The following is a 22526-nucleotide window of genomic DNA, read 5'->3' as shown; positions in this document are numbered from 1 at the left end:
CAACAAGCGATTTTTTATTGCCCCACCTCTTTGCACCAAAACACGCACCCCTTCTTTTTTCGTTAGCAATACTGATTGAACTATCAATTTTTTCTTACACCCTAAAAGCATCAACAACTTTCACGCAACAAAGCACCAACAAGCGATTTTTTATTGCCCCACCTCTTTGCACCAAAACACGCACCCCTTCTTTTTTCGTTAGCAATACTGATTAGATGATCAATTTTTTCTCACACCCTAAAAGCATCAACGACCTTCCTGCAACAAAGCACTATCGACCTTCCTGTAACAAGGCAATTTATAATTATCCATGGAAACCACTGGGGATAAGTCTTAGATATGTATTAAAACTTCCATCGTTGATTGAACTTAATCTGCGTCTTTGCGAATGACGACAATAACCAAGCCGTTAATCCAGCTCTTGAATCCATTGATATAGGATAATCCCGCGCGCCTTCCTTTAGCTCCCACACAAAAAAACGCTCTGAGCGTCCTCTTCTCAAGAGGAAGCCCCCTTTATTCTTCTTCATCACTTTTCTGTGGAGGAGGCGGTAAAATATAAGAGCCTGAAAGCCAACGATTAAGATCAATGGCTCGGCACCGTGTGGAACAAAAAGGATATGAAGATTTTTGTGACATTTGACCACAAATAGGACAAGGATGCGGAGGACGGGTCTCTTTTTGCAAATTTAGCTCTTTTTGTTCTTGGCGCACCTTTGTCTTCTGCTCGTTCATTAACTTTTCTTCTGTTCCTTTTTTTTCATTTTTGTTTTTCTCTTTTTGTTGCTTTTCACCTTGCATTGAACTTGCCTTACAGTTTTTCTAATGCGTTTCTTCAGCCCAGTGAGTGAAAAGTGGATAGTGATAAGCGATCAAGAGATCGGCTGTTTCAGCCAAAGGCAATCCCACAACATTAGAATAAGATCCCCTGATATAGACAACAAAAGCACCGGCTTTTCCTTGGATAGCGTAGCCACCCGCTTTCCCTTGCCATTCTCCTGAAGCAAGGTAAGCCTTCATCATGGCAGAGGTTAAGCGTCTAAAACGGACACGACTTTCAACCAATTTTACGGTTATTTTTCCATGTTCATTGAGCGCACAAATGGCGCCATAGACCTTATGCGAACGCCCAGAAAGGTATCGTAAACATTCATAAGCCTCATCCTCGCTTTCTGGTTTGGGGAGAATGGTCCGCCCCACAGCCACCACCGTATCAGCCGCTAAGATAATCATTTTCTGTCCAGGTAATTTTTCTTGACCATTCTGCAACTCGTCTTGACCATTCTGACTGTACCAGCGCAAAATCTCTTGGGCTTTCAGCGCTTTTTCTTTTGCCAAACGTTTGGCAAGCTTTGCAGGATGTTCTTTTAATTTTGGTGTTTCATCAATATCACTTGCATAAACCTGCTGCGGATCAATCCCTATTTGTGCCAAGAGCGCTAAACGCCTTGGCGAAGCGGAGGCAAGCACCAAATGAATTTCTTCTGTAAGAGTATCTGCCAAACGTTTTTCCCCCCACTCTCTTATATTTCTCATTTCCACCCCTTCACAATTGACTTCCCTCTCACCCCCCTTTTACGCGGCCCCTTTTTAAGCACCCCCTTTTAAGCACCATTAATCTCCTTATCCTTTTTTTGCATTGATTTTACAGTTTTTCAAGGACCTTCAAATACTTCCCTTTTTTCACTCATGAAAAGCAAACTAAAAAACTGTTAAAAAATAATAGAAATAATATGATAGCTTTTAGAAAAAAGCACAAGCCACCCACGAGGCTACTTATAGCGATATGTAATACGCCCTTTTGTCAAATCATAAGGTGTCATTTCCACCATGATTTTATCACCGGCCAACACCCGTATACGATTTTTCCGCATTCTACCAGCGGTATGGGCAATAATTTCATGATCATTTTCCAGTTTCACACGAAACATCGCGTTAGGTAAGAGTTCAGTAACGATACCAGAAAATTCTAAAACTTCTTCTTTTGACATAAACAAACATTTCCTTTACAGTGCACATATTTTGTTAAGCTGCGCGTTATTTCCAGCGTTCATACCCTATTTTCTTAAGTTTGTGAATAAAAATTCCACAAAAAGGGAAAGGTTTTTCAAGTTTACTCTCTCATGTTCTCAAAAAACATCACCTCACACCTTAAGAATCAAAACTTTCTCTCCACCAATTTTACCCGCTAATTTCCTTCAATTTTTATGATGATTTTGGTTTCAGTATGACAAGAAATTACGCTAATTTTTCCCCTAAAGCATTTTCCCAATACCTCTGACTAATCCCTCCACAACTTACAAACAATCCTCCTCCCTCCAACTTTTCCTCACCTTCCGCCTTCCACACCTTAAACATGCGCCCTTCAGATAAACACCACTCCCCACACCAAAAGCCCCCTCCTTTTTTCAAAACCTTCTCCATTCTTCACACACCATTCACAACATGCTTCACCGCCCCCCTCCACACTCTATGTATTCCCGTACACCCTTGCCCCATTTTCCCTCTCTCCACACATTTCCTCTAAGCCACTCCTTTCATTTATGTTGCTCTCCCTACCTTCGAAAACACGATCCCCATACATTGCGTATCATTAACCACAACGCCCCTAACAACATAAAGCCTTTCCTTTTTTGCACATTTCCGTTTTCACGCTTTTACAGATTCACAGAATAAAGCCAAATGAAACTTCCACCCCACGCCACTCTATAAACAATAGTATTAACCCAGCTTCTTGCCTAGCCAATCTCCCCAAGCACTTCAGATCACCCACCCACGGACTTCAGATCCCCCTCAAATGACACCACTTCATCAAGTACCATAAAAGCAAAGCGCTATCTCCTTCACACCATCCTTCACGCATCCCTTCGCACCACCGCCTCTTACCCCCTCTAGTCTGTTCATTCCTATTCCGCCCCCACACTCTCTTCTCCCTTCAATCTCCCTCCGCTTCATCCCAGCTTACCACTCCATTCACAGAAACTCTTTCCCCATTTATCTCACCACATTCCATGCCATGCCAAAAGCATACACAATGCCCAAATCCTCTACTCCTTTTTCACGAATATACGTTTTCACGCTTTTACAGATTCACAGAATAAAGCCAAATGAAACTTCCACCCCACGCCACTCTATAAACAATAGTATTAACCCAGCTTCTTGCCTAACCAATCTCCCCAAGCACTTCAGATCACCCACCCTCAAACGAGATTATTTCATCAAACGCGACAAAAAAATCCAGCCTAAAATATTCATCACACTCTAAAAAAACACGTTGATAAATTGATATGCCGGATATCACCACCCCTATAAGCTCCCCTTCTAATCATGATTTCGGAGCCGCGTGAGAGGGACAAAACAAGCCGTTAAGTTCTTGGGTCAAGGACGCCGTTAGGCGCCATGTAATGGTCTCCTTGACCTTAAGAACCTAGGATTGTTAGTCCCCTCATTAAACGCGGGTCTGATCTCATGATTTTGGTGAGCGTTCCGGAGAGTTTGAGAGGCGGAAAGCCTCTCATTAAAAAATAAAGTTTATAAATAAAAACTATTTTTATTTGCCAATCTTCTGAAATTACTTTATCACTTAAAGTGTAAGTTTGGTCGTATACGCAACGACCAATAGGGAGCTAAAAGCCCGAAAGCTTAATACATAAATTTATCCCGCATTGCGAGTATCCCGGAATTCCGGGAGATTTTGCTATGTCCAGGTGCGTTTCCGCACTAAAAGCAAAAAGCTGATTTAGGTTCAGTGTTTTCAGACTCCCGGAATACCAATGCGAGGGCGCTCGCAACCGGAGGGGGGCTTGAAGTGCAAACTAAAAATCCAAATTTTATCGATATTTTGATAGCAAAAAAACGCGATTTATAATCCATATTTCGCACTTTTTTAAAAAGTACCCAATCTTATAGTCTTTGAGATTATTTTGATTTTTCTTGCCAATCTCCTGAAATTACTTTATTGATAAGCACGTGTTTTTGATCGTCCACGCAACGATCAAATAGGGAGCTAAAAGCCCGAAAGCTTAATACATAAATTTATCCCGCATTGCGGGTATCCCGGAATTCCGGGAGATTTTGCTATGTCCAGGTGCGTTTCCGCACTAAAAGCAAAAAGCTGATTAAGCTCAGTACTTTTAGACTCCCGGAATACCAATGCGAGGGCGCTCGCAACCGGAGGGGGGCTTGAAGTGCAAACCAAAAATCCAAATTTTATTGACATTTTGATAGGCAAAAGAATTCGTCAAAGAAGAATTGCCATGAGGCTTTCTCAAAAAGCATTAGGAAACTATTTAGGCGTCAGTTTCCAACAAATCCAAAAATATGAAAAAGGCTTCAATCGTGTAAGCGCAGGGTGTTTACTCAAAATCGCCCAAAAACTACAAGTTCCCATGAGCTTTTTTTATACAGACATTGTGACAAAAGAAGATGTCTCAGTAGAAAAAAATGCCTCACACTATGATCAAGAAACATACAGCGAAAAAGAACATTCACTTTTGAAAAATTTTAGAGAGCTCCAGCCGAAAAAACAAAAAGCAATCTTGTGGTTGATTTCTGATTAAGCAAAAGCACAACAATTACCATTATTCCATTCTATACCTCCTTAAGTAAAACTCAAACCAGCACTCCACACCCTTCCAAATCACGCCATTTTATGGGATATTGATTTTTCTTGCCAATTTCCTGAAATTACTTTATGAATTAGCCTGTGTTTTTTGGTCGTCTACGCAGCGGTCAATAAGGAGTTGGATTCCTTAAAACTTAACACATAAACAATTATGGCTATCCCGGAAATTCCGGGGGCTTTTGTTATGTCCAAGTGCTTTAAGCACTAAAAACAAGAGACTGTTTAAGTTCAGTGAATCCAACCTCCCGGAATACCAATGCGAGGGCGCTCGCAACCGGAGGGAGGCTTGAAGTGCAAACCAAAAATCCAAATTTTATCGACATTTTGATAGGCAAAAGAATTCGTCAAAGAAGAATTGCCATGAGGCTTTCTCAAAAAGCATTAGGAAACTATTTAGGCGTCAGTTTCCAACAAATCCAAAAATATGAAAAAGGCTTCAATCGTGTAAGCGCAGGGTGTTTACTCAAAATCGCCCAAAAACTACAAGTTCCCATGAGCTTTTTTTATACAGACATTGTGACAAAAGAAGATGTCTCAGTAGAAAAAAATGCCTCACACTATGATCAAGAAACATACAGCGAAAAAGAACATTCACTTTTGAAAAATTTTAGAGAGCTCCAGCCGAAAAAACAAAAAGCAATCTTGTGGTTGATTTCTGATTAAGCAAAAGCGCACACAAAGCATAAATCCTCCGCATCATTTTACATTTTACGGATCAACGTTTTGATGCTTCTCCACATTTACAGAAAGCAGCCAAATGAAACTTTCAAATTCCCCTCGCACCACTTTGTAAACATAGGTTTGTCAACAATACAGCTTCTTGCCTAGCCAATCTCCCCCAAGCACTTCAGATCACAACACCACAAAGAATGATGTTGCATCAAACGCGACAGATACGTCCTATTTTAAAATATTCTTGCCCCTTCGCTATCCTAAAGTAAGATCACACAAAGCACCGGTCAATCTCACTTCAAAAGCAACTTTCCCCACCCCCTCTCTCCTCTCTGGTCAACACACCCGCCTCTTCATCCCAACTCCCCCTCCCTCGCTTCATCCCAACTCCCCCTTCCCTTCATAAACTCTTCACCCCCACACCCTCCTCTCTCGTCAACACCCCCACCTCTTCATCCCCACACTCTCTTCTCCTCTCTCCTCAACACCCCCGCCTCTTCACCCCACCCCCTCTATTCTCTCCACATTCCATGCCATGATAAAATCATACACCACGCATAAAGTCCCAGCTTCCTTTTTTACATATTTCCGTTTTTACGCTTTTACGTATTTACAGAAAGCAGAAAATCTGTAAAAAATGCATTACACAATAACGTATTCAACAACTGTCATTAAAATCTCGCCTCCCTTTTCATCTAAATCCCCCCTATTTTCACTTAAATCATAGATATAAACTGCCCTATTATTTGTATTGACCAGCATAAAATTTTTCGACAAATTCTAGCCATCAAAAGGGGTTGTAAAAAGCATTTTACGACTTTTAAAAGAATTTTTATTTACATCCAGTGCTTTTTGTAACGTAGAAGAGTACATTTAATTAATTGACTATAAGAAAGTTTGAGATGAGAGAAGCTTTTCGTTTTTCTCATTCAACATTCGCAACGATAACTTATCCTTATAAGTCAATATTTTTTCGTAATATAAAACGCACCAAAAGGAATAGACTTGCGTTGCATATTCACACGCTTATTTTAAAGAAAGATCTCTCAACGCTCGTCACACCCATTTTGCAAAACGCCGCCCGTAAAGGAATGGTTAAAGCCCCCATGAAGTGTATAAAATCCTTTCAGCCCCCTTATCTTTACGCTTATGGAGAAACAAGTTTACGCTTATGGAAGAACGAGGCTGGCATCATCACAAAAACTCTGCCAGCTCCCAATGTTGCAGACAGCCTTCGGTTCAAGAGACTCTTCATTAAAGGCATGCCTTTCTTGTACAGTTTTGCCCCACATGCCCCCCGCTTATGATGTACAAGCAAGTAATTTTAATTGATTTAATATAAGAGAACTGGTGATGAGAAATTTTTATTATATTCAGCGAAGTGCTTTATGTTAAAAATGGTTATTTATCATTATAAATCAATATATTAATAAAAAAAGAGGCATCATCAAGACGCTTACCTTTTTCTCAAAAAAGGCTTCACACTGAAAGAAAACATCTAAAAGTTAGATAAAAAAAAAGGTTTGCCTCTAATAAACAAACCTCTCCAGAAAATTATTCACATAACTTTCAAAATTTTAAATTAATCCCTCTAGAAGCAATAAAAACACTTTAGAAGCACCAAAATGAATACAAAAACTTATTTAACACAATGTTACGAAAAATCAAGAACAAAAAATTTTTATCGTTAATGCTCTAAAAAACGAGGCTTCTTAACCCACGTGGCTCAGCAGTCCGGGGCTTCTCTACAAACGCCTCCAAGCCAATCAATCCCTTCATCTCTCTCAAAAGACAGCATAAAAGGTGCACAGTACAAATCTTCGCTAAAAAAATATCAATCGCCAGCGCTCATAAAAGCCAGCGTTAGTATAAAAGATCAGATTATCGAACAATCTTGCTAAAATGTCTTCCCAATAAATAAAAAAGAAGCGGATTTTTAAATATTCCGCCTCTTTAACAATAAAAATTACGATGAGGGATTATTAAACAAATTCGAAACTATGAAGGGAACCAACTTGATAACAACTCATACCTTACAGGATCATCGGCACATTGCCCACCACCACATTCCAGTATGGTAGAAATCAAATTTGCCGCAATCAAAAATACAAATAAGAAACTTGCTGCTTTACTCAAGACTGGAAAAGGAGAAAATTCTTTGAACTTGTGTGCCAATTCGCCTAAAATCATGACAAATGAGACAGCAAAGATACAAAGGACAGAAATAATGAAAGCCCAAGTATAAAAATGCAATCCAAAGAACGTTGAACCATATCCTAAATCATCGGGTGTGATATGCAAAAACACTTGTCGTGCTGCCACAGCACTGGTTACCATACAACCGAGAATAACCATACCATAATGGGTATTTTTCACCTTATGGTGAATATTGAGCAAGAACCCACAACCTGCCAGTATCAATCCAACGCGCTGCAGCAAACAAAGGGGACAAGGTAACTCAAACTTTACCAATTGATAATAAAAAGCCACCACCAAGACAATGGATAACCCAAAGAGTCCTAGCGTATTCATAAAGATGACGAAGTGAGGGTTTTTTTGTTCAACATGTTCCATGGCTATTCTCTCAAAAAGATAAATTTAAAGTAGAAGTTGCGTGATGATTGAAAGTGAGAAGAATGACAACGAATAAAATTGCCCACAAAGCATAACTTATATTTTTTTTACCACACATAGTCGTTACAGCAGTACCTAAAGCGATTAAAAATGGAAGAAACATAGCTTTTAAATCTCCTTTACATCCGTTGTTTAACTCTTATTTATTTCAGCATTCACCATATTACAAAATTGGGCAAAAAAGAGACCATGGATTTATTATTCACAATTCGTCATTCGCGATTGATATTGCCATTATATTTAAGGGAAAAAACGATATAATCGCTAAGAAACAGATCGCAACAAAAGCGTTAAAAGCACAAAAGCGTTGATTATTCGCTTCCCCTTAATATCAGCCATTGTTAAATATATATTGACAATTATAAAGATTATATCCCCCCACTCACAAAAGAATCACTTGAACAACAAAATAAATAGGCTTTGAAATCGAGAGATATACATCTCTTTATTTCTCAAAAGAATATCCTTATTTCTCAAAAGAATATCCTCACTTTGCAACGCATTTTCGCCATAAAAATCTCTTTTTCTCATAAGCAATGTTTCAAATTGCAACAGATTTTATATCATATGGTGATCTTGTTTATTTTAGCAAATAAAAAGTAAGACATTTTTTTAAAAAACTTATAATCAATGTATTTTTCCCAATATATTTTTCCCTTTTACAATGCCGCAAGCTTAACAGCCTCATGGATCCAACACCACCCCTTAACACCTCTCCTCAAAATTCATCTCCCCCCAAAAAAAGAAGTGCTTCATGCCTTCAATACTTTAGTTTTTCATCTCTTGGTCTCCCCCTTTAAATTTTTAGCTTTCCACCTTATTTGAAAAATAACTGTTTCTCTGTCATCAATTGGCTTTGCAAAGAGAATATAAAACTTTAAAAAAATAATGATAAAGAATCGCATTGAACCTTTGAAAAGGATAGTGAATGATGAAAAAATCATGTGATGTCGCGATTTTAATGGGGAGCCAATCGGATTGGCAAACGATGTGCCATAGTGCAGATATTTTGACGAGTCTTGGTATTTCTCATAGTTCGCATATTGTCTCAGCACACCGAACTCCTGAACGCCTTTATCAATTTGCAAAAGAAGCAAAAGAAGCAGGGTTTAAAGTTTTAATTGCCGGAGCGGGGGGTGCAGCGCATCTTCCAGGTATGTTAGCAGCCCTTACTCCTCTTCCTGTTTTTGGCGTTCCAGTGCATTCTCATTCTCTTTCTGGTCAAGATTCTTTGCTTTCAATCGTGCAAATGCCAGCAGGGATACCCGTTGGCACATTAGCAATTGGCAAAGCAGGCGCAATTAATGCAGCACTTTTAGCCGCAGCCGTTATGGCCGTTTATGACCATGATCTCGCCCAACGATTAGAAGATTGGCGTCAACAACAAACAGCCAATGTTGCCCAAACGCCTGTAACGGAGGTTTAAAATGGCACCGTTTTTCAACGCCCCCTCAGCCAACACTACTCCCTCAGCCAACACTGCCCCTTCAGCCAACACCACCCCTTCAGCCAACACCGCCCCCTCAGCCAACACCGCCCCCTCAGCCAACGCCGCCCCCTCAGCCAACACTACTCCCTCAGCCAACGCCGCCCCCTCAGCCAACACTACTCTCTCCTCCAACGCCACCCCTTCAGCCAACGCCACCCTCTCCTCCAACGTCACCCCTTCAGCCAACGCCACCCTCTCCTCCAACGCCCCCTCAGCCAACGCCACTCCCTCAGCCAACACTACTCTCTCCTCCAACGCCACTCCCTCAGCCATGTTACCTCCAGGCAGCGTCATTGGTTTAATCGGGGGCGGACAATTAGCACGGATGCTCGCCATAGCGGCCGCAGAATTAGGATTTCGAACCGTTATTTTTTGCCCTGAAGCCGATTGCCCAGCCGCTCAAACAGCAAACAACCATATTGTTTCCTCCTATGACGATACATCAGCTTTAGATCATTTTATTTCTCAATGTGATGTTGTCAGCTATGAATTTGAAAATCTTTCTCTTCAAACGGTTCAATATGTAGAAAAGAGTAAGCCTGTTTATCCTTCTTCCAAAGCATTAGAGATCACGCAAGATCGACTTTTTGAGAAGCAATTTTTGCGTGATCAAGGGATTGGCACCGCGTCATGGCACGCTATTGACAATTCTTCTTCTCTTCTTTCCGCTCTTGATACTTTAGGCGGACGTGGTCTTTTAAAGACGCGTCGTTTTGGTTATGACGGAAAAAACCAGATCAAGCTTGATCACCCCAATGAACAAACCCTTGACGAAGCCTTAAGGACTTTTCAGGAACAGCCTTGTATTTTGGAAGAAATAGTTCCTTTTTTATCGGAAATTTCGGTTCTTTCTGCCCGCACAAAACAAGGGGAACATATTTTTTATGATTGCCCTGAAAACCAACACAAACACGGAATTCTTCATAAATCCTTTGTTCCATCCCATATTCCACTTGACGTGCAAAAAGCAGCTCAAGAAATCAGCTTAACAGTCATGGATGCCCTCGATTATGTTGGTGTTCTTTGTATTGAGTTTTTTGTCTTAACGGATGGTCATCTTTTAGTGAATGAATTAGCGCCGCGTGTCCATAATTCTGGTCATTGGACACAAAAGGCATGCATAACTTCACAATTTGAACAGCATATCCGTGCTATTTGCGGACTTCCCTTAGGCAGTCCCTATCGCCATAGCGATTGCCAAATGACCAATCTTCTTGGTAACAATTTTAGCACGTTAAAATATTTTCTAAAGCAAGAGCACACCTCGATCCATTTATATGGCAAAAGCACTGTTCACCCCCACCGCAAAATGGGGCACGTCATCCAATTATTGGGACCAGCCAACAAATCTTAAGCCCACATACATACAAATGCTTTTTCACACTATCTCCCAATGAACTGAAAAAACAAAGCTTCACCCCACACCGATATCCCGCGGCTTCAACAGCGCCCCTAACCTTTTAATTCGCCCCTGACAGGGCGTGAAGCCCTCCTACAAGCTCCTTCTCTTCCATGCCCCCACCCTCAAAGACACAAAACCACACCAATCAACAATCCAACAGCTCCTCCTCCTTTTCTCAAAAAAGTCCCCCCACGACTAAAAGCAATTCGCCAGCCCCCAAGTTCATCACCCCTCCACCTTCCACCGCATAAATATTCCCCCATAACATACGCAGCCCCTTCATTTTTCTTTTAATGCCAATCTTTAAGAATAATAGACTGATCTATTGCACCCCATAGATACCAATCCCCATGATTGCGCTTTTATTATCTCTAGCTTCTCTTCTTATGTTCATTTTTTCACAAAAGCATCGTTTTGTTTTCCATAAAATCGCTGCAAAGAGGTAAAACGTATTACTCTCCCCAAACAACTCTCGAGAATTCGGCCCAATATCGGCCAGACGATACCCCCCTCCAGCATAGCAACTTTCTTCTTTTTCTCCTCTCTCTTTTTCCTTCAACGGATAGAAGATTGTCTTCTTTCGTGAATTCCCCCAACACATTCCTCGAAAAGGTTTCCTGAACTTCTCCCCAAAGGCTTAAGTTTCTTCTTTTCAGATCAATTTTTCTTCTCTCACAAAACCCGCCCTTTTTTTAGTGCATCAATTTTTTCACCTTTTAATCCTGTTAAGACAATGAATTATAAGGCACATCACCACCGTATAATGCGCATTGGTTTTATGGCAGCTTTTTATTGCATCTCGCACAATTCTTTATGAACTCCCCTTATCGTAAACGCACTTTGTTTACGCATATTCTTACCACCCATAAGAGATTGTCTGTAACTCTCTAATCCTGCTCAGCAATGACATCCGTCACACCCAACAGACCAGCGCTTCATGAAGTTCCCACAATTTTTCTCAATCCAAGCTTCTTTCAAGAGCACCTAATAATTTATAAATATAAATGTTTATTTTATTATCCTGATAAAGCTAAACTATACTTTTAAATACTATCATTTTAACACTATCATTGCCTTTAAAACGCTCATTGCGCGAAAAAAATACTTCATTTCTAACAATAATAAAGTAATTTCGCTTGTATCTTATCTTAATATGTGATTAACGTTCAGCACGAACTTAGATCTTTTTATAGCAAAAATACCATACAAAAGGGGAAAATAATGGAGGGTATCTCTTCAAACAAACTCAAAAATGAAAACAATGAAAATAAGGAAGCAACTTTAAATGAGGCACAGTCTGTTCCTCCTCAAAAACGTAAAGGGGGTCCATTTAGACATATGTTGTTCCTCTTTCTTTTAACCTTTCGTAAACCCATTGTTTTCGTAACGAAAATCCTAGCGATAGGCTTTTTATTAATGGCAGGAATTCTTTGTCTAACATACCTCGCAGTAGGAAGAGAGTCATTACCCCTATCGATCGGGATACCAATGATCATTACGTCAGCTCTCTTTGGCATTTGCAACATGTATATAAATTGGTATTATGACATGCTTTTATTACGTTTATCGCCAGACAATGTGAACCTTTCACTCTTTCAATAAACATCATCATAGACCACCCTTGGGAAGGTCAAATTTTTCTACAGCATGGATATTAAAAGGAATTCAAACTATCCACATTCAAGAGCCAAAGTATATTCTCACTATACTGGTTCCCTCACCGGATAATTTGAATTCCCCCTCCGTTTGACAATATCCAGCACTCCACCCACGTAGAAATAATTGGGTTGCAAAGAATCATAAACTATTGCCTTAAAAGAGAAATTTATGCATAATCTTTCACTCTAACAGCACAGATTTAATTCCTCATTAAAAGTACCAAGCGCTCCGTCCCTGATCTCCACGTCAAAGATATAATTACAGGATATGATTACAGCACTAAGCTTATCCATTCCCAAACCAAACATCCTCTCACCCCTCACGTAAAATAAAAAGCCTCAAACAGAAGACACTTGTGTTGCCAATTTACGCACTTGTTTTAAAGAAACACTTGGCCAATGCACATTGCCACCACTTCACAACAGTAGCCCCCGTCATAGAGCGAAAGCTCTCAGTAATAGCTTAAACATTCATAGTGCACCACCCTCTTCAAGCTTATGAAGCGTAAACACCAACCTCATCACACCGCTTTGTCAGCCCCCAATGTTACAACACTCTCTTGTACTTGAAAGCATTCATAAAAGACCGTTTTATTCCTTATCTTCAAGTATCTTTACCATAGATCAATCCCGCTTATGATATGCAAGCAGCGAATGCTATGCTTAAAGATACACAGATTTGCAATGAGAAAACCTTAAGACTATGCAAAACTCTTATTTTACTATGTTTTCTCTGAACAATAGAAATTTATCCTTATCAATTCATCATCTTTGTCATCATCATGCGGTTTATTTTTTAGGTTTTAAGAATAAGCCTTAAGAAGATCCTCACACACGAACAAAAAACACCTCATGTTATAAATTTTACATGAGCCTTACTTAACGATGATATTTTACGAAAAAACAGGATTATTTTCTCACAAATAGGAAACTTTTACTTTTTTCCACTCTTTGTGCTTTTTTGTGTCCTTTTTTTACGAGAAAATTTTTACCTTCAAGGCAACCATTAACACACCCTAAGGAATTTGTAAGGGATATACCCTTGACAAGAATAAGACTTCTTGTTAAATCTCTCCTACTTTTTTGCAATTTTCACTTATCGTTGTGCTAATGAAGTGTGTTAATGCGTACCTTAAGAGTGCGCTTTTCTTTTTGTGATCACAGTGAAAAAGTGTATCGTGTGATGTTATAATGCAAGTACGATATCGCAATGCAATGCTCATAGAGTAAGCAGTCTATTGGGGTTGTGGTATTATATTTTAGTGTTGTATTATAGTATTATAGTGTTGTGTTACGTAAACTATTTAAACGGTGAATATGATGAAAATTAAAAATTCGCTTAAAGCACTAAAAGAGCGCCACCGTAACAATCGTTTGGTGCGTCGTAAGGGTCGTGTTTATATTCTTAATAAAACGAACCCACGTTTTAGAGCACGTCAGGGCTAATTCTTTTAGGGCTAATTTCTTTAAGGTCAATGTTTTTATGCCTACTTTGATTGTAGGCTTAAAAATTTTTTCTTGCGTTTTTTTGGTTATAAGTCCGTTGATTACAAGTCTAGTATTTGATAATATTTGGTGATTTATCTTTTGGGGGCTTGTTTTTATGGATTCTTTTATTTTTTTAAAAGCCTTTCGATTTTTTCAGCTGCGTTTTTTCTGTATTTTTCAGCGCGCGTTTTTTCTTTTTTTTGTTGGCGTTTTTTGTTTTGTTCCCTCGAGCTATGGGCAAAATCCTCCTTCTCTTCCTGAAGATCGGCCTTCTCCACAATCGCTTTTACCGTTAGATGATCTTATTCCCAATTCTCCTCCCCCTTCCTCAACGCCCTCCGATTCTGATTCCTCGGCGGTTATTCTTGAAGATCTTGACAAAGAGCAGCTTTCCCATGTTGACAGAGTTAAGCAACGCAAAGAAGCAGAAATTTCACGTTTACTCAAAGAATTGAAATATTGTGCTGATGTTGCTAAAGCGAAAAAGATCAGTCAACAACTTCAACATTTATGGTCCCAATCGGGGAGTGAGACGATTGATCTTTTAATGTCATGGGCTGAAAATGCACTCAACAGCGATGATTATGGACTTGCGCTTGATTATATTGACAATGCTCTTGCACTTTTACCTACTCATTCTGAAGCTTGGGTAAGGCGTGCTTGGATTCACATTCAACTGAACGATTTCAAGCTTGCCCTGCTTGATCTCAACCATGCTCTTGAACTTGAGCCGCGCAATTATAGTGCTTTTTTTGAACTTGGCGTTGTCATGGAAGCAACGGAGCGTCCAAAACTTGCTCTTAAAGCTTATGAAACAGCATTGGATTACTATCCACAAATGCGCAGGATTCAAAAGCGCGTGCAAGCTCTATTAGACGAACAATCACCCCAAGCTCTTTAAAACCATTCAAGAACAAGGTACTTTACAGCATGCTTTCAAACCTAGATAAGACGCAAGCCGGCTTCACATTCCACTCAATAAACTAAAAGCCCCCTGCTTATAACCACACCCCCACACACAATTGACAGTGCCTTTTTTTGAAACTTAGCCATTACCATGGAAGCAACAGAGCGTCCAAAACTTGGCTCTTAAGATTGATGAAACAGCATTGGATTACACTCCACAAATGCGCAGAATTCAAAAGCGCGTGCAAGCTCTGTTAGACGAACAATCACCCCAAGCTCTTTAAAACCATTCAAGAACAAGACACTTTACGGCATGCTTTCAAACCTAGATAAAACGCAAGCCGGCTTCACATTCCACTCAATAAACTGCCCCTGCTTATAACCACACCCCCCACACACAATTGACAGTGCCTTTTTTGAATTTGGACCTTTTTTGTATTGCAGGCAGCGTCCAAACATTTCCAATATACCCCCTACAGAATTTCTCTCATAGCAAGCAAACGCTTCACGCTTGAGTCCTCTTCAGCCGTTTCTTCTTTTCACACCTTCCATCATGGATAAAAAAAATTTGTAAACACGATCCTCAAAAAATACTTTTTTAAAAAAGCTTACAACATCGCTTAGCGCCTCTGATAAACTATCATCATCTGTTTTTTATTTTTAAGCTTCAACCATAGCAGCACATACCGTATCGGCTCTCCTCCCCCCCTCAAAGTTGATAAAACAGCCCTGAAATATGGCTTCACAAGGCAAAAACTTCAAAGGTGCAACACCAGTTCAACCAACATCCTTGAATAAGAAATATTCCCTTCAAAGCTCCTCCAAGTATTCCCGCGAAACATAAAAATCAAGCATTGTCCCAAAAGAGCCAGTCAAGCGATTGCCAATAAACCGTTCTACGTCACTCAAACACCCACCCCCACTCATATTTTTGCTTTTTTACTTTGAATAAGCCATCCATCATTTCGAGCAACCACCAACAATATCATCAATCTCTCCTGAAATACTTTATGAAAAAGAAGAGAGCGAGGTTATTTTATCCCTAGCAGAAACTCTGAAATTGTTTTATATTAAGGAGGGTGTTCTGCGCTTCTCGACAGGAAATAACGTATTCCTGAGACCTTAATGATCTCCAAGGGAGCTGTCCCTGATCAAGCCCGTGGGCTTTTTCATATGGCGCCCACCTATTTGTATAGGTTCCCGGGATCAGCTTTTTCCATCGGCTGTTGTGGATCACCCTTTTTACATCAATAAAAATTTTCCAGATAAAAATTGAGAGCATCCTTTTACATAAAACCAATGACGATACTCTCTTTTCAAGAAATAAAAATGACGAGGGGCTTTATTTTATAAAACAGACAGCACTGACACAAAATCCCCTCTGTGAATCTGCTTCACCCCTTCGCACGCAAGCAGCGCAAGAGCGGCTTGTTGCACCAAGATACCCCCTATAAAGAGCACACACTTTTTTTCATGCTTTTTTTCATGAGCACAGCTCTTGTCCATACAGAGATTTACAAAACGCCAACAATGGATAAAATGCCAGCATCTTATTAAAACAATTGACGAGACAATGACACAAAATCCCCTCTGTGAATCTGCTTCACCCCTTCGCACGCAAGCAGCGCAAAAGCGGTTTATCGCACCAAGATACCCCCTATAAAGAGCACACACTTTTTTTCATGCTTTTTTTCATGAGCACAGCTCTTGTCCTAACAGAGATTTACAAAACGCCAACAATGGATAAAATATCAGCATCTTATAAAACAATTGACGAGACAATGACACAAAATCCCCTCTGTGAATCTGCTTCACCCCTTCGCACACAAGCAGCGCAAAAGCGGCTTGTTGCACCAAGATACCCCCTATAAAGAGCACACACTTTTTTCATGCTTTTTTTCATGAGCACAGCTCTTGTCCTAACAGAGATTTACAAAACGCCAACAATGGATAAAATACCAGCATCTTATAAAACAATTGACGAGACAATGACACAAAATCCCCTCTGTGAATCTGCTTCATCTCTTCGCACACAGCAACGCAAAAGCGGTTTATCGCGTCGTGATGCTCTTTTAACAGAAGAGCGTGCACTCTTTTCGCAACGTGCTTGTTGCCACTTTATTGAATACCTTGAAAAGAAGGGAACCGATTTTTCACGCCTCATTTTAGCAGGCTATTGGCCCATTAAATCGGAAATTGACCCGCGTCCTTTACTGGATGCTGTAGCGTTACGCGGTGGACGTTTAGCCTTACCAGCAGTGCTTGATTCCACCACCATGATTTTCCGTGCATTTTCGCCCAGCACGATTTTAGAGCCCATGCGTTTTGGCACCTTTGGTCCCAGTGCCGACAATGAGGTTGTTGTCCCCAATAATATTATTGTTCCGCTTTCTGCGTTTGATCGTCACTGTCACCGTCTTGGCTATGGAGGGGGATACTATGACCGTGCGGTTGAAGCTCTTGAAAAACAAGGGCATCAAATGACATTATGGGGCATAGGGTTTTCATGTCAGGAGGTTTTCTCTATTCCCGCAGCAGAACATGATCTACAGGTACAAGGAATTTTTACAGAAAAAGGTTTCTTAAAATGTTAAAGTGTGATTAAAGCGCCTATGCGTTTTTTATTTTTAGGTGACATTGTTGGTAGCACAGGCTGTAAAGCTGTTTTTGAACACCTTCCTCAACTGATTGAGAAATGGCAGCTTGATTTTGTTGTGGTAAATGGTGAAAATGCCTCTGGTGGTTTTGGTCTTAAGCAAGAGACATATCAAGATCTTTTGATGACCGGTGTTGATGTTGTCACCACGGGCAATCATGCTTTTTCTCACAAAGAAGCATTGCAGTATGCCCATGAGAGTGATCGTTTTTTACGCCCTGCCAATTTTTCGAAAGAAACTCCCGGAAAAGGTGCTGGTGTTTTTACGGCAAAAAATGGCGCCCGTGTTCTTGTCGCCAATCTGTTGGGCAACGTTTTTATGCCGTGCAAAGTAGAAGATCCATTTGAAACAGCGGAAAATATTCTTCTTGCCTGTTCGTTGATGGAGCAAGCCGACACGATTATTTTTGACTTTCACGCAGAAACGACAAGCGAGAAGCAATGTTTAGGCCATTTTCTTGATGGTCGTGTGAGTGTTATCGTTGGCACACATACGCACATTCCCACGGCTGACGCGCAGATCTTAGAAGGTGGGAGCGCCTATTTAACAGATGCAGGCATGTGTGGAGATTATAACTCCTCTCTTGGAATGGATAAAGAAGAACCCTTACACCGTTTTCTTTATAAGACGAAGCAAGACCGTTTTGAACCGGCGTGTGGTCCCGCCACCCTTTGTGGTTTAGCGGTTGAGATTTCAGATCGCACCGGTTTAGCAGAAAAGGTCTCAGCGGTACGGATTGGTCCTCATTTAAAGCCTGAAGTTCCGGATTTTTGGTAGCTTCTTTTAAGCCGCCCCTTTGATGATCGCTCTCCACTGTGCGCCCTTTGGATGATTGCTCTCCAAGATTTCCTTTTGAGAACTCTATTTGGCAAGATGATTTTTCCAGCCCTTCCCAAATCCTAAAAACACCCCGCCCTCCAATTTGCCTAATACAGCAACTTTTCTAGCACAAATAAGTCACTCTTTTTAAAAGGATAAAAGATAAAGGATAAAAATTTTCGTGATTTTTAAAATGATGAGAAGGAGGTTTTATTTGGACATTTCTGCGGGGGGGGGGAGGAGAAATGTTAACCCCCTTCTCTAGAAAAAGCTTTATATAATAATTTATTATTTAGCAAGAGCCTCTTTAATTTTTTTTTGATTCTAACGAAAATTTAATCTTAAAATTGCTTTCTGCTTTTTAGGTTTGAGCTCTCTAAAACTTTTCAAAAGGATATGCTCTTCTTTACTTGAAATTCTTTCATCACAGTAATACAAAGCATTTTCTTTTGTTGAGAGATCAGCGTAAAAAAAAGGCAATAGGAACATTGAGAATATCGGCAATTTCTTGTAAACGCCCAGCTCCTATACGATTAGAGCCTTTTTCATATTTTGGGATTTGTTGAAAAGTCACACCTAACTGACTGCCTAATTGCTTTTGCGACATTCCGATCATTGTTCTTTTAAAGCGAATTTTTCTGCCTATCGAAATGTCGTTAAAGTGTGGATTTTTAGCTTTCACTTCAAGCTCCCCTGCCGGTTGCGAGCGCCTCTTATGCGTATTCCGGGAGTCAAAAACACTGAGTTCAGTCAGCTTTTTTGCTTTTAGTGCTAGAGCGCACTTGGACATGGCAAAAACTCCCGGAATCTCGCGATACTTATAAAGCAGGCTAATGTTTCATCTTGGATTTTCAGGCTTTGGGTTCCACCATTCAACCACACTGTACGACGAGAACCCTGGTGCTTGTTCATAAAATAATTTCTGGAGACCAGCAATAAAATTTAAAACAGTGTTTTTATCTCATGAGACAATCAAACACAAAATTGCCTTCTGCTTTTTAGGTTTAAGCTCTCTAAAACTTTTCAAAAGGATATGCTCTTCTTTACTTGAAATCCTTTCATCACAGCAATACAAGACATTTTCTTTTGTTGAGAGATCGGAGTAGAAAAAAGAAATAGGAACATTGAGAATATCGGCAATTTCTTGTAAACGCCCAGCTCCTATACGATTAGAGCCTTTTTCATATTTTTGGATTTGTTGAAAAGTCACACCTAACTGACTGCCTAATTGCTTTTGCGACATTCCGATCATTGTTCTTTTAAAGCGAATTTTTCTGCCTATCGAAATGTCGTTAAAGTGTGGATTTTTAGCTTTCACTTCAAGCTCCCCTGCCGGTTGCGAGCGCCCTCGCATTGGTATTCCGGGAGTTGAAAGAGCTGAAACTTGACTCAGCCTTTTGCTTTTAGTGCTAGAGAGCACCTGGACATAACAAAAGCTCCCGGAAATCCGGGATATCCATAAAGCTGGATAAATACGTGTCTCAAGTTTAGGGTCTTTCATTCCCTGTTGATCGCTGCGTAGACGACCAAAACATTCTCTTACCAATAAAGTAATTTCATGAAATTAGCAATAAAATTTAAAAACAGTCTTTATTTGTTTGTTTTATGAGCCCCACCCGCCTCTCAAACTTTTATGCCCGCTCGTAAAAGCTCCAAAACCATGAGATAAGCCCCGCGTTTATTGAGAAAATGAACAAAGCTTGCTTCTTGAGATCAAACCCCTTAAAGGCAGACCGAATACCTTCGAAGAGAATTACACTGTGATGCGTTGGATTTTTGCGCCACAACGGACTAATTTTTCTTCTAATCTCTCAAATCCACGATCAAGATGATAGACACGATTGACGATTGTTTCCCCCTTTGCCGCCAACGCTGCAATCACAAGAGAAACAGAAGCACGCAAATCCGTCGCCATAACGGGAGCCCCTTGCAAATTCTCTGTTCCATAGACGGTTGCCGTCTGCCCATCAAGCTTTATCTGTGCTCCTAAGCGATTGAGTTCTTGAACATGCATAAAACGATTTTCGAAAACCGTCTCTGTAATATGCGCGGTTCCTTCAGCCCGTGTCATGAGCGCCATGAATTGGGCTTGGAGATCGGTTGGAAAAGCAGGATAAGGTCCTGTTTTAATATCAACGGGCATAATTTTGGTGTTCTTTGGATTTCGCTTAACATGAATTCCTTGAGGTTCTATTTGAATCTCGAGTCCTGTTTTTTGGAGCACCTTAAGCACTTTTGTGAGATGATTAGGATTTGCATTTTTAAGAAAGACATCTCCTCCTGTCATAGCAACAGCCATTGCATATGTCCCCGCTTCGATTCGATCAGCAATAACGCGTATTTTTGTCCCTTTAAGTTTTTTCACCCCTTCAATTGTAAGCGTTGTTGTTCCTTCACCGGTTATTTGAGCCCCCATAGCATTCAGGGTTCGAATAAGGTTTGTCACTTCTGGCTCACAAGCCGCATTCTCAAGAACGGTTGTTCCCTTTGCCGTTGTCGCCGCCATCAGCAGCACATGGGTTCCCCCAACAGTGACTTTAGGGAAACGATAGTGATCACCTTTTAAGCCCCTTGGCGCTTTTGCATGAACATATCCATTTTCGATCGAAATCTGTGCGCCTAAAGTTTTGAGTCCTTCAAGGATAAAATCGACAGGTCTTGTTCCAATAGCACATCCTCCAGGAAGCGAAACATAAGCCTCTGCGCATCGTGCAAGCAGAGGTCCGATAACCCAAAAGCTTGCACGCATTTTTTTCACCAGTTCGTATGGCGCCCGTGTTGTGGCTATTTTTTGCGCCGTAAAATGAATTGTTCTTGAATTCACACATTCATCGTTAAACTCTTGTCCATCAACGGCATATCCCACACCATGATTATTGAGAATACGAATAAGCAATTCGACATCGGCCAGATGAGGAATATTTTCTAAAGTAAGCGTTTCTTCTGTCAAAAGCGCCGCAATCATAAGAGGCAAGGCAGCATTTTTTGCTCCTGATATAGGAATTGTTCCTTTAAGTTTTTCTCCCCCAACAATTTGAATAGAATCCATAGTGTTTTCCCTCTTTTCCTTTGTGCCTGCCCTTCCAAAGGATTATCCCCCTTCGGGAAGTTATGCTTTATTAATCGTTTTAGAACGCATTCTAAATATGAGAACAAATTATTGAGAAGTTTGGTTGCAAAGCTTCACTAAAAAACATTTTTTTGCATTTTAGAGCTTTTTGCATTTTAGAGCTCTGTTTGTGCTCTTTTTCGGCATTGTTCTTTTCGACGTTTCAGGTTTTGACGCAATTGTTGCGCCAATCTTTCTTGACGTCGTTTTGCTTTTTCATCTTGATGATTCATTTCATTTTGTTTTTGTTTTTGATACATTTGTGTCATTGCGCAACCTTTTAAACAGTGTTGAGCTTCTATCCAAGCAACTCATAACCTTAAATATTTAAGCATATAAGAAACATATGTCATGACATAAGATACGTTTTCTTGCAAGAATATACAAATGTTCTCTTGCCTATTTTCTGACAATATGGCACAAGACAGCGCAAAGATTGAAAAGGGCTGCGGTAGCTCAGTGGTAGAGCACTCCCTTGGTAAGGGAGAGGTCGAGAGTTCAATCCTCTCTCGCAGCACCATTTTATTCTTCTTTTGCCTCTCTCTTCTTGCCCCTATAAGCCTTCTCTATAAGCCTCAATTTTTTCCCCCAGCCTCCATTGGCTTCATCACATCCTCCATCCTTTAAACCATGCGCTTCAATGGCGTCAAAATCAATGGCTTCAATGACGCACTTAATCTCCAAAATGCTTTATGAGCGGCTTTTGAAATTGACACACCCCAAAGAATAGCCCCCCTCCCATTGGCTTCCCCCTTTTTTCCCTAAACCACCGGTTGTCCCCAACACGTCCCCCACAGTTCCTCATGCATAGGCTCTTCATGCCTCTACATCCCTTTTCCCATATCGGCTAAAAAAACGCCCCTCAAACGACTCTTTCCCAAAAAACAAAAGCATAACGCGCACCATTGTCACCGCAATGAAAAAGCACTCAAGTCCTTTCATTGCGGCGCTCTCCCCCAGCACGCACCACAAAAGCTCCCAAAATCACACCTCCATACCTCTAAGCACTTGGCCTTACTCCCATTCTCGTTTTCCTCTCCAGCATACGCCTTGCATGCGCTCCAAGCA

General features: G+C 40.5%; 27 protein-coding genes, 1 tRNA gene, 1 other RNA gene and 1 pseudogene. 14 read left to right on the top strand and 16 right to left on the bottom strand.

Annotated elements, in window-relative coordinates; translation table 11 throughout:
• The coding region (locus ACFIJZ_RS07530) for a hypothetical protein (protein WP_375631470.1) at nucleotides 1-215 on the top strand (215 nt) is incomplete at its 5' end.
• A 129-nt stretch (nucleotides 216-344) separates the two neighbouring features.
• Here the strand turns inward: ACFIJZ_RS07530 and ACFIJZ_RS07525 are convergent.
• The 6 genes from ACFIJZ_RS07525 to ACFIJZ_RS07500 all read right to left on the bottom strand — a co-directional run bounded on the left by ACFIJZ_RS07525 (nucleotide 345) and on the right by ACFIJZ_RS07500 (nucleotide 2955).
• Nucleotides 345-503, bottom strand: coding sequence for a hypothetical protein (locus ACFIJZ_RS07525; protein WP_375631469.1), 159 nt, complete (start codon nucleotides 501-503; stop codon nucleotides 345-347).
• Between the two features lie 13 nt (nucleotides 504-516).
• Nucleotides 517-801 carry a DNA gyrase inhibitor YacG gene (gene yacG / locus ACFIJZ_RS07520; protein WP_375631468.1) on the bottom strand — a complete coding sequence of 95 codons (285 nt, stop codon included), beginning with the start codon at nucleotides 799-801 and terminating at the stop codon, nucleotides 517-519.
• Nucleotides 802-822: 21 nt separating this feature from the next.
• The gene (locus ACFIJZ_RS07515) at nucleotides 823-1536 is read right to left on the bottom strand and encodes a Maf family nucleotide pyrophosphatase (RefSeq protein ID WP_273790830.1); all 714 of its coding nucleotides are present in this window, start codon (nucleotides 1534-1536) and stop codon (nucleotides 823-825) included.
• 236 nt (nucleotides 1537-1772) lie between these two features.
• Nucleotides 1773-1991 (bottom strand): translation initiation factor IF-1, encoded by a 219-nt coding sequence (gene infA, locus ACFIJZ_RS07510; RefSeq protein WP_004857577.1) that lies wholly within the window; start codon nucleotides 1989-1991, stop codon nucleotides 1773-1775.
• 247 nt (nucleotides 1992-2238) lie between these two features.
• Complete coding sequence (locus ACFIJZ_RS07505) at nucleotides 2239-2412, bottom strand: hypothetical protein (protein ID WP_375631467.1); 174 nt, start codon at nucleotides 2410-2412, stop codon at nucleotides 2239-2241.
• Between the two features lie 399 nt (nucleotides 2413-2811).
• On the bottom strand, nucleotides 2812-2955 hold the full coding sequence (locus tag ACFIJZ_RS07500) for a hypothetical protein (protein WP_375631466.1): 144 nt from the start codon (nucleotides 2953-2955) through the stop codon (nucleotides 2812-2814).
• A 1232-nt stretch (nucleotides 2956-4187) separates the two neighbouring features.
• On the opposite strand from ACFIJZ_RS07500, the gene ACFIJZ_RS07495 reads away from it, so the two are divergent.
• The 3 genes from ACFIJZ_RS07495 (at nucleotide 4188) to ACFIJZ_RS07485 (ending at nucleotide 6603) form a co-directional block, all read left to right on the top strand.
• Complete coding sequence (locus ACFIJZ_RS07495) at nucleotides 4188-4559, top strand: helix-turn-helix domain-containing protein (RefSeq protein WP_375631465.1); 372 nt, start codon at nucleotides 4188-4190, stop codon at nucleotides 4557-4559.
• Nucleotides 4560-4915: 356 nt separating this feature from the next.
• A complete protein-coding gene (locus tag ACFIJZ_RS07490) occupies nucleotides 4916-5287 on the top strand; it encodes a helix-turn-helix domain-containing protein (protein ID WP_375631465.1) in 372 nt (123 codons plus the stop codon).
• 911 nt (nucleotides 5288-6198) lie between these two features.
• Nucleotides 6199-6603 (top strand): hypothetical protein, encoded by a 405-nt coding sequence (locus ACFIJZ_RS07485; protein WP_375631464.1) that lies wholly within the window; start codon nucleotides 6199-6201, stop codon nucleotides 6601-6603.
• A gap of 691 nt (nucleotides 6604-7294) precedes the next feature.
• Here the strand turns inward: ACFIJZ_RS07485 and ACFIJZ_RS07480 are convergent.
• On the bottom strand, nucleotides 7295-7870 hold the full coding sequence (locus ACFIJZ_RS07480; protein ID WP_375631463.1) for a disulfide bond formation protein B: 576 nt from the start codon (nucleotides 7868-7870) through the stop codon (nucleotides 7295-7297).
• Between the two features lie 10 nt (nucleotides 7871-7880).
• On the bottom strand, nucleotides 7881-8033 hold the full coding sequence (locus tag ACFIJZ_RS07475; protein ID WP_273790835.1) for a DUF5993 family protein: 153 nt from the start codon (nucleotides 8031-8033) through the stop codon (nucleotides 7881-7883).
• A gap of 825 nt (nucleotides 8034-8858) precedes the next feature.
• Here ACFIJZ_RS07475 and purE point away from each other — a divergent pair.
• Complete coding sequence (gene purE, locus ACFIJZ_RS07470; protein ID WP_273790836.1) at nucleotides 8859-9356, top strand: 5-(carboxyamino)imidazole ribonucleotide mutase; 498 nt, start codon at nucleotides 8859-8861, stop codon at nucleotides 9354-9356.
• Here the strand turns inward: purE and ACFIJZ_RS07465 are convergent.
• Nucleotides 9294-9692: a hypothetical protein gene (locus ACFIJZ_RS07465; protein WP_375631462.1), complete on the bottom strand. Its 399-nt coding sequence runs from the start codon at nucleotides 9690-9692 to the stop codon at nucleotides 9294-9296. The two genes, purE and ACFIJZ_RS07465, sit on opposite strands and share 63 nt — an antisense overlap.
• On the opposite strand from ACFIJZ_RS07465, the gene ACFIJZ_RS07460 reads away from it, so the two are divergent.
• The gene (locus ACFIJZ_RS07460; RefSeq protein WP_375631461.1) at nucleotides 9691-10773 is read left to right on the top strand and encodes a 5-(carboxyamino)imidazole ribonucleotide synthase; all 1083 of its coding nucleotides are present in this window, start codon (nucleotides 9691-9693) and stop codon (nucleotides 10771-10773) included. The genes ACFIJZ_RS07465 and ACFIJZ_RS07460 overlap by 2 nt on opposite strands.
• A 170-nt stretch (nucleotides 10774-10943) precedes the next feature.
• On the opposite strand, the gene ACFIJZ_RS07455 is transcribed toward ACFIJZ_RS07460, so the two are convergent.
• Nucleotides 10944-11084 (bottom strand): hypothetical protein, encoded by a 141-nt coding sequence (locus ACFIJZ_RS07455; protein WP_375631460.1) that lies wholly within the window; start codon nucleotides 11082-11084, stop codon nucleotides 10944-10946.
• A gap of 958 nt (nucleotides 11085-12042) precedes the next feature.
• Here ACFIJZ_RS07455 and ACFIJZ_RS07450 point away from each other — a divergent pair.
• From ACFIJZ_RS07450 to ACFIJZ_RS07420, 7 genes are all read left to right on the top strand, one after another.
• On the top strand, nucleotides 12043-12423 hold the full coding sequence (locus ACFIJZ_RS07450) for a hypothetical protein (RefSeq protein WP_375631459.1): 381 nt from the start codon (nucleotides 12043-12045) through the stop codon (nucleotides 12421-12423).
• A 1376-nt stretch (nucleotides 12424-13799) separates the two neighbouring features.
• Entirely contained in the window at nucleotides 13800-13925 is a 126-nt protein-coding gene (gene ykgO, locus ACFIJZ_RS07445) for a type B 50S ribosomal protein L36 (protein WP_004863016.1), read from the top strand.
• 157 nt (nucleotides 13926-14082) lie between these two features.
• On the top strand, nucleotides 14083-14868 hold the full coding sequence (locus ACFIJZ_RS07440; RefSeq protein ID WP_375631458.1) for a tetratricopeptide repeat protein: 786 nt from the start codon (nucleotides 14083-14085) through the stop codon (nucleotides 14866-14868).
• 1083 nt (nucleotides 14869-15951) lie between these two features.
• Nucleotides 15952-16112: non-coding RNA, 6S RNA (ssrS, locus tag ACFIJZ_RS07435), on the top strand.
• Nucleotides 16113-16567: 455 nt separating this feature from the next.
• Nucleotides 16568-16744 carry a hypothetical protein gene (locus tag ACFIJZ_RS07430; protein ID WP_375631457.1) on the top strand — a complete coding sequence of 59 codons (177 nt, stop codon included), beginning with the start codon at nucleotides 16568-16570 and terminating at the stop codon, nucleotides 16742-16744.
• 117 nt (nucleotides 16745-16861) lie between these two features.
• Nucleotides 16862-17467, top strand: a complete 606-nt coding sequence (locus ACFIJZ_RS07425; RefSeq protein ID WP_375631471.1) for a 5-formyltetrahydrofolate cyclo-ligase — start codon at nucleotides 16862-16864, stop codon at nucleotides 17465-17467.
• A gap of 18 nt (nucleotides 17468-17485) precedes the next feature.
• Complete coding sequence (locus tag ACFIJZ_RS07420; RefSeq protein WP_273790841.1) at nucleotides 17486-18307, top strand: TIGR00282 family metallophosphoesterase; 822 nt, start codon at nucleotides 17486-17488, stop codon at nucleotides 18305-18307.
• Between the two features lie 366 nt (nucleotides 18308-18673).
• Here ACFIJZ_RS07420 and ACFIJZ_RS07415 read toward each other — a convergent pair.
• From ACFIJZ_RS07415 to ACFIJZ_RS07400, 4 genes and pseudogenes are all read right to left on the bottom strand, one after another.
• A pseudogene (locus tag ACFIJZ_RS07415) lies at nucleotides 18674-19139 on the bottom strand (helix-turn-helix domain-containing protein).
• Between the two features lie 171 nt (nucleotides 19140-19310).
• The gene (locus ACFIJZ_RS07410; RefSeq protein WP_273790843.1) at nucleotides 19311-19703 is read right to left on the bottom strand and encodes a helix-turn-helix domain-containing protein; all 393 of its coding nucleotides are present in this window, start codon (nucleotides 19701-19703) and stop codon (nucleotides 19311-19313) included.
• A 399-nt stretch (nucleotides 19704-20102) separates the two neighbouring features.
• Nucleotides 20103-21398: a UDP-N-acetylglucosamine 1-carboxyvinyltransferase gene (gene murA, locus ACFIJZ_RS07405; RefSeq protein ID WP_375631456.1), complete on the bottom strand. Its 1296-nt coding sequence runs from the start codon at nucleotides 21396-21398 to the stop codon at nucleotides 20103-20105.
• Between the two features lie 176 nt (nucleotides 21399-21574).
• The gene (locus ACFIJZ_RS07400) at nucleotides 21575-21727 is read right to left on the bottom strand and encodes a hypothetical protein (protein WP_273790845.1); all 153 of its coding nucleotides are present in this window, start codon (nucleotides 21725-21727) and stop codon (nucleotides 21575-21577) included.
• Nucleotides 21728-21903: 176 nt separating this feature from the next.
• On the opposite strand from ACFIJZ_RS07400, the gene ACFIJZ_RS07395 reads away from it, so the two are divergent.
• A tRNA-Thr gene (locus ACFIJZ_RS07395) sits at nucleotides 21904-21978 on the top strand.
• A 2-nt stretch (nucleotides 21979-21980) separates the two neighbouring features.
• Here the strand turns inward: ACFIJZ_RS07395 and ACFIJZ_RS07390 are convergent.
• Entirely contained in the window at nucleotides 21981-22142 is a 162-nt protein-coding gene (locus ACFIJZ_RS07390; protein WP_375631455.1) for a hypothetical protein, read from the bottom strand.
• 132 nt (nucleotides 22143-22274) lie between these two features.
• Nucleotides 22275-22400 (bottom strand): hypothetical protein, encoded by a 126-nt coding sequence (locus ACFIJZ_RS07385; protein ID WP_375631454.1) that lies wholly within the window; start codon nucleotides 22398-22400, stop codon nucleotides 22275-22277.
• Nucleotides 22401-22526: the final 126 nt, after the last annotated feature.

Origin of the sequence: Bartonella sp. CL70QHWL (genome assembly GCF_042194855.1) — a bacterium.
GTDB lineage: Bacteria > Pseudomonadota > Alphaproteobacteria > Rhizobiales > Rhizobiaceae > Bartonella.
Note: the sequence above shows the minus strand (reverse complement) of the source record. Positions and strands in the feature narration are given on the sequence as shown.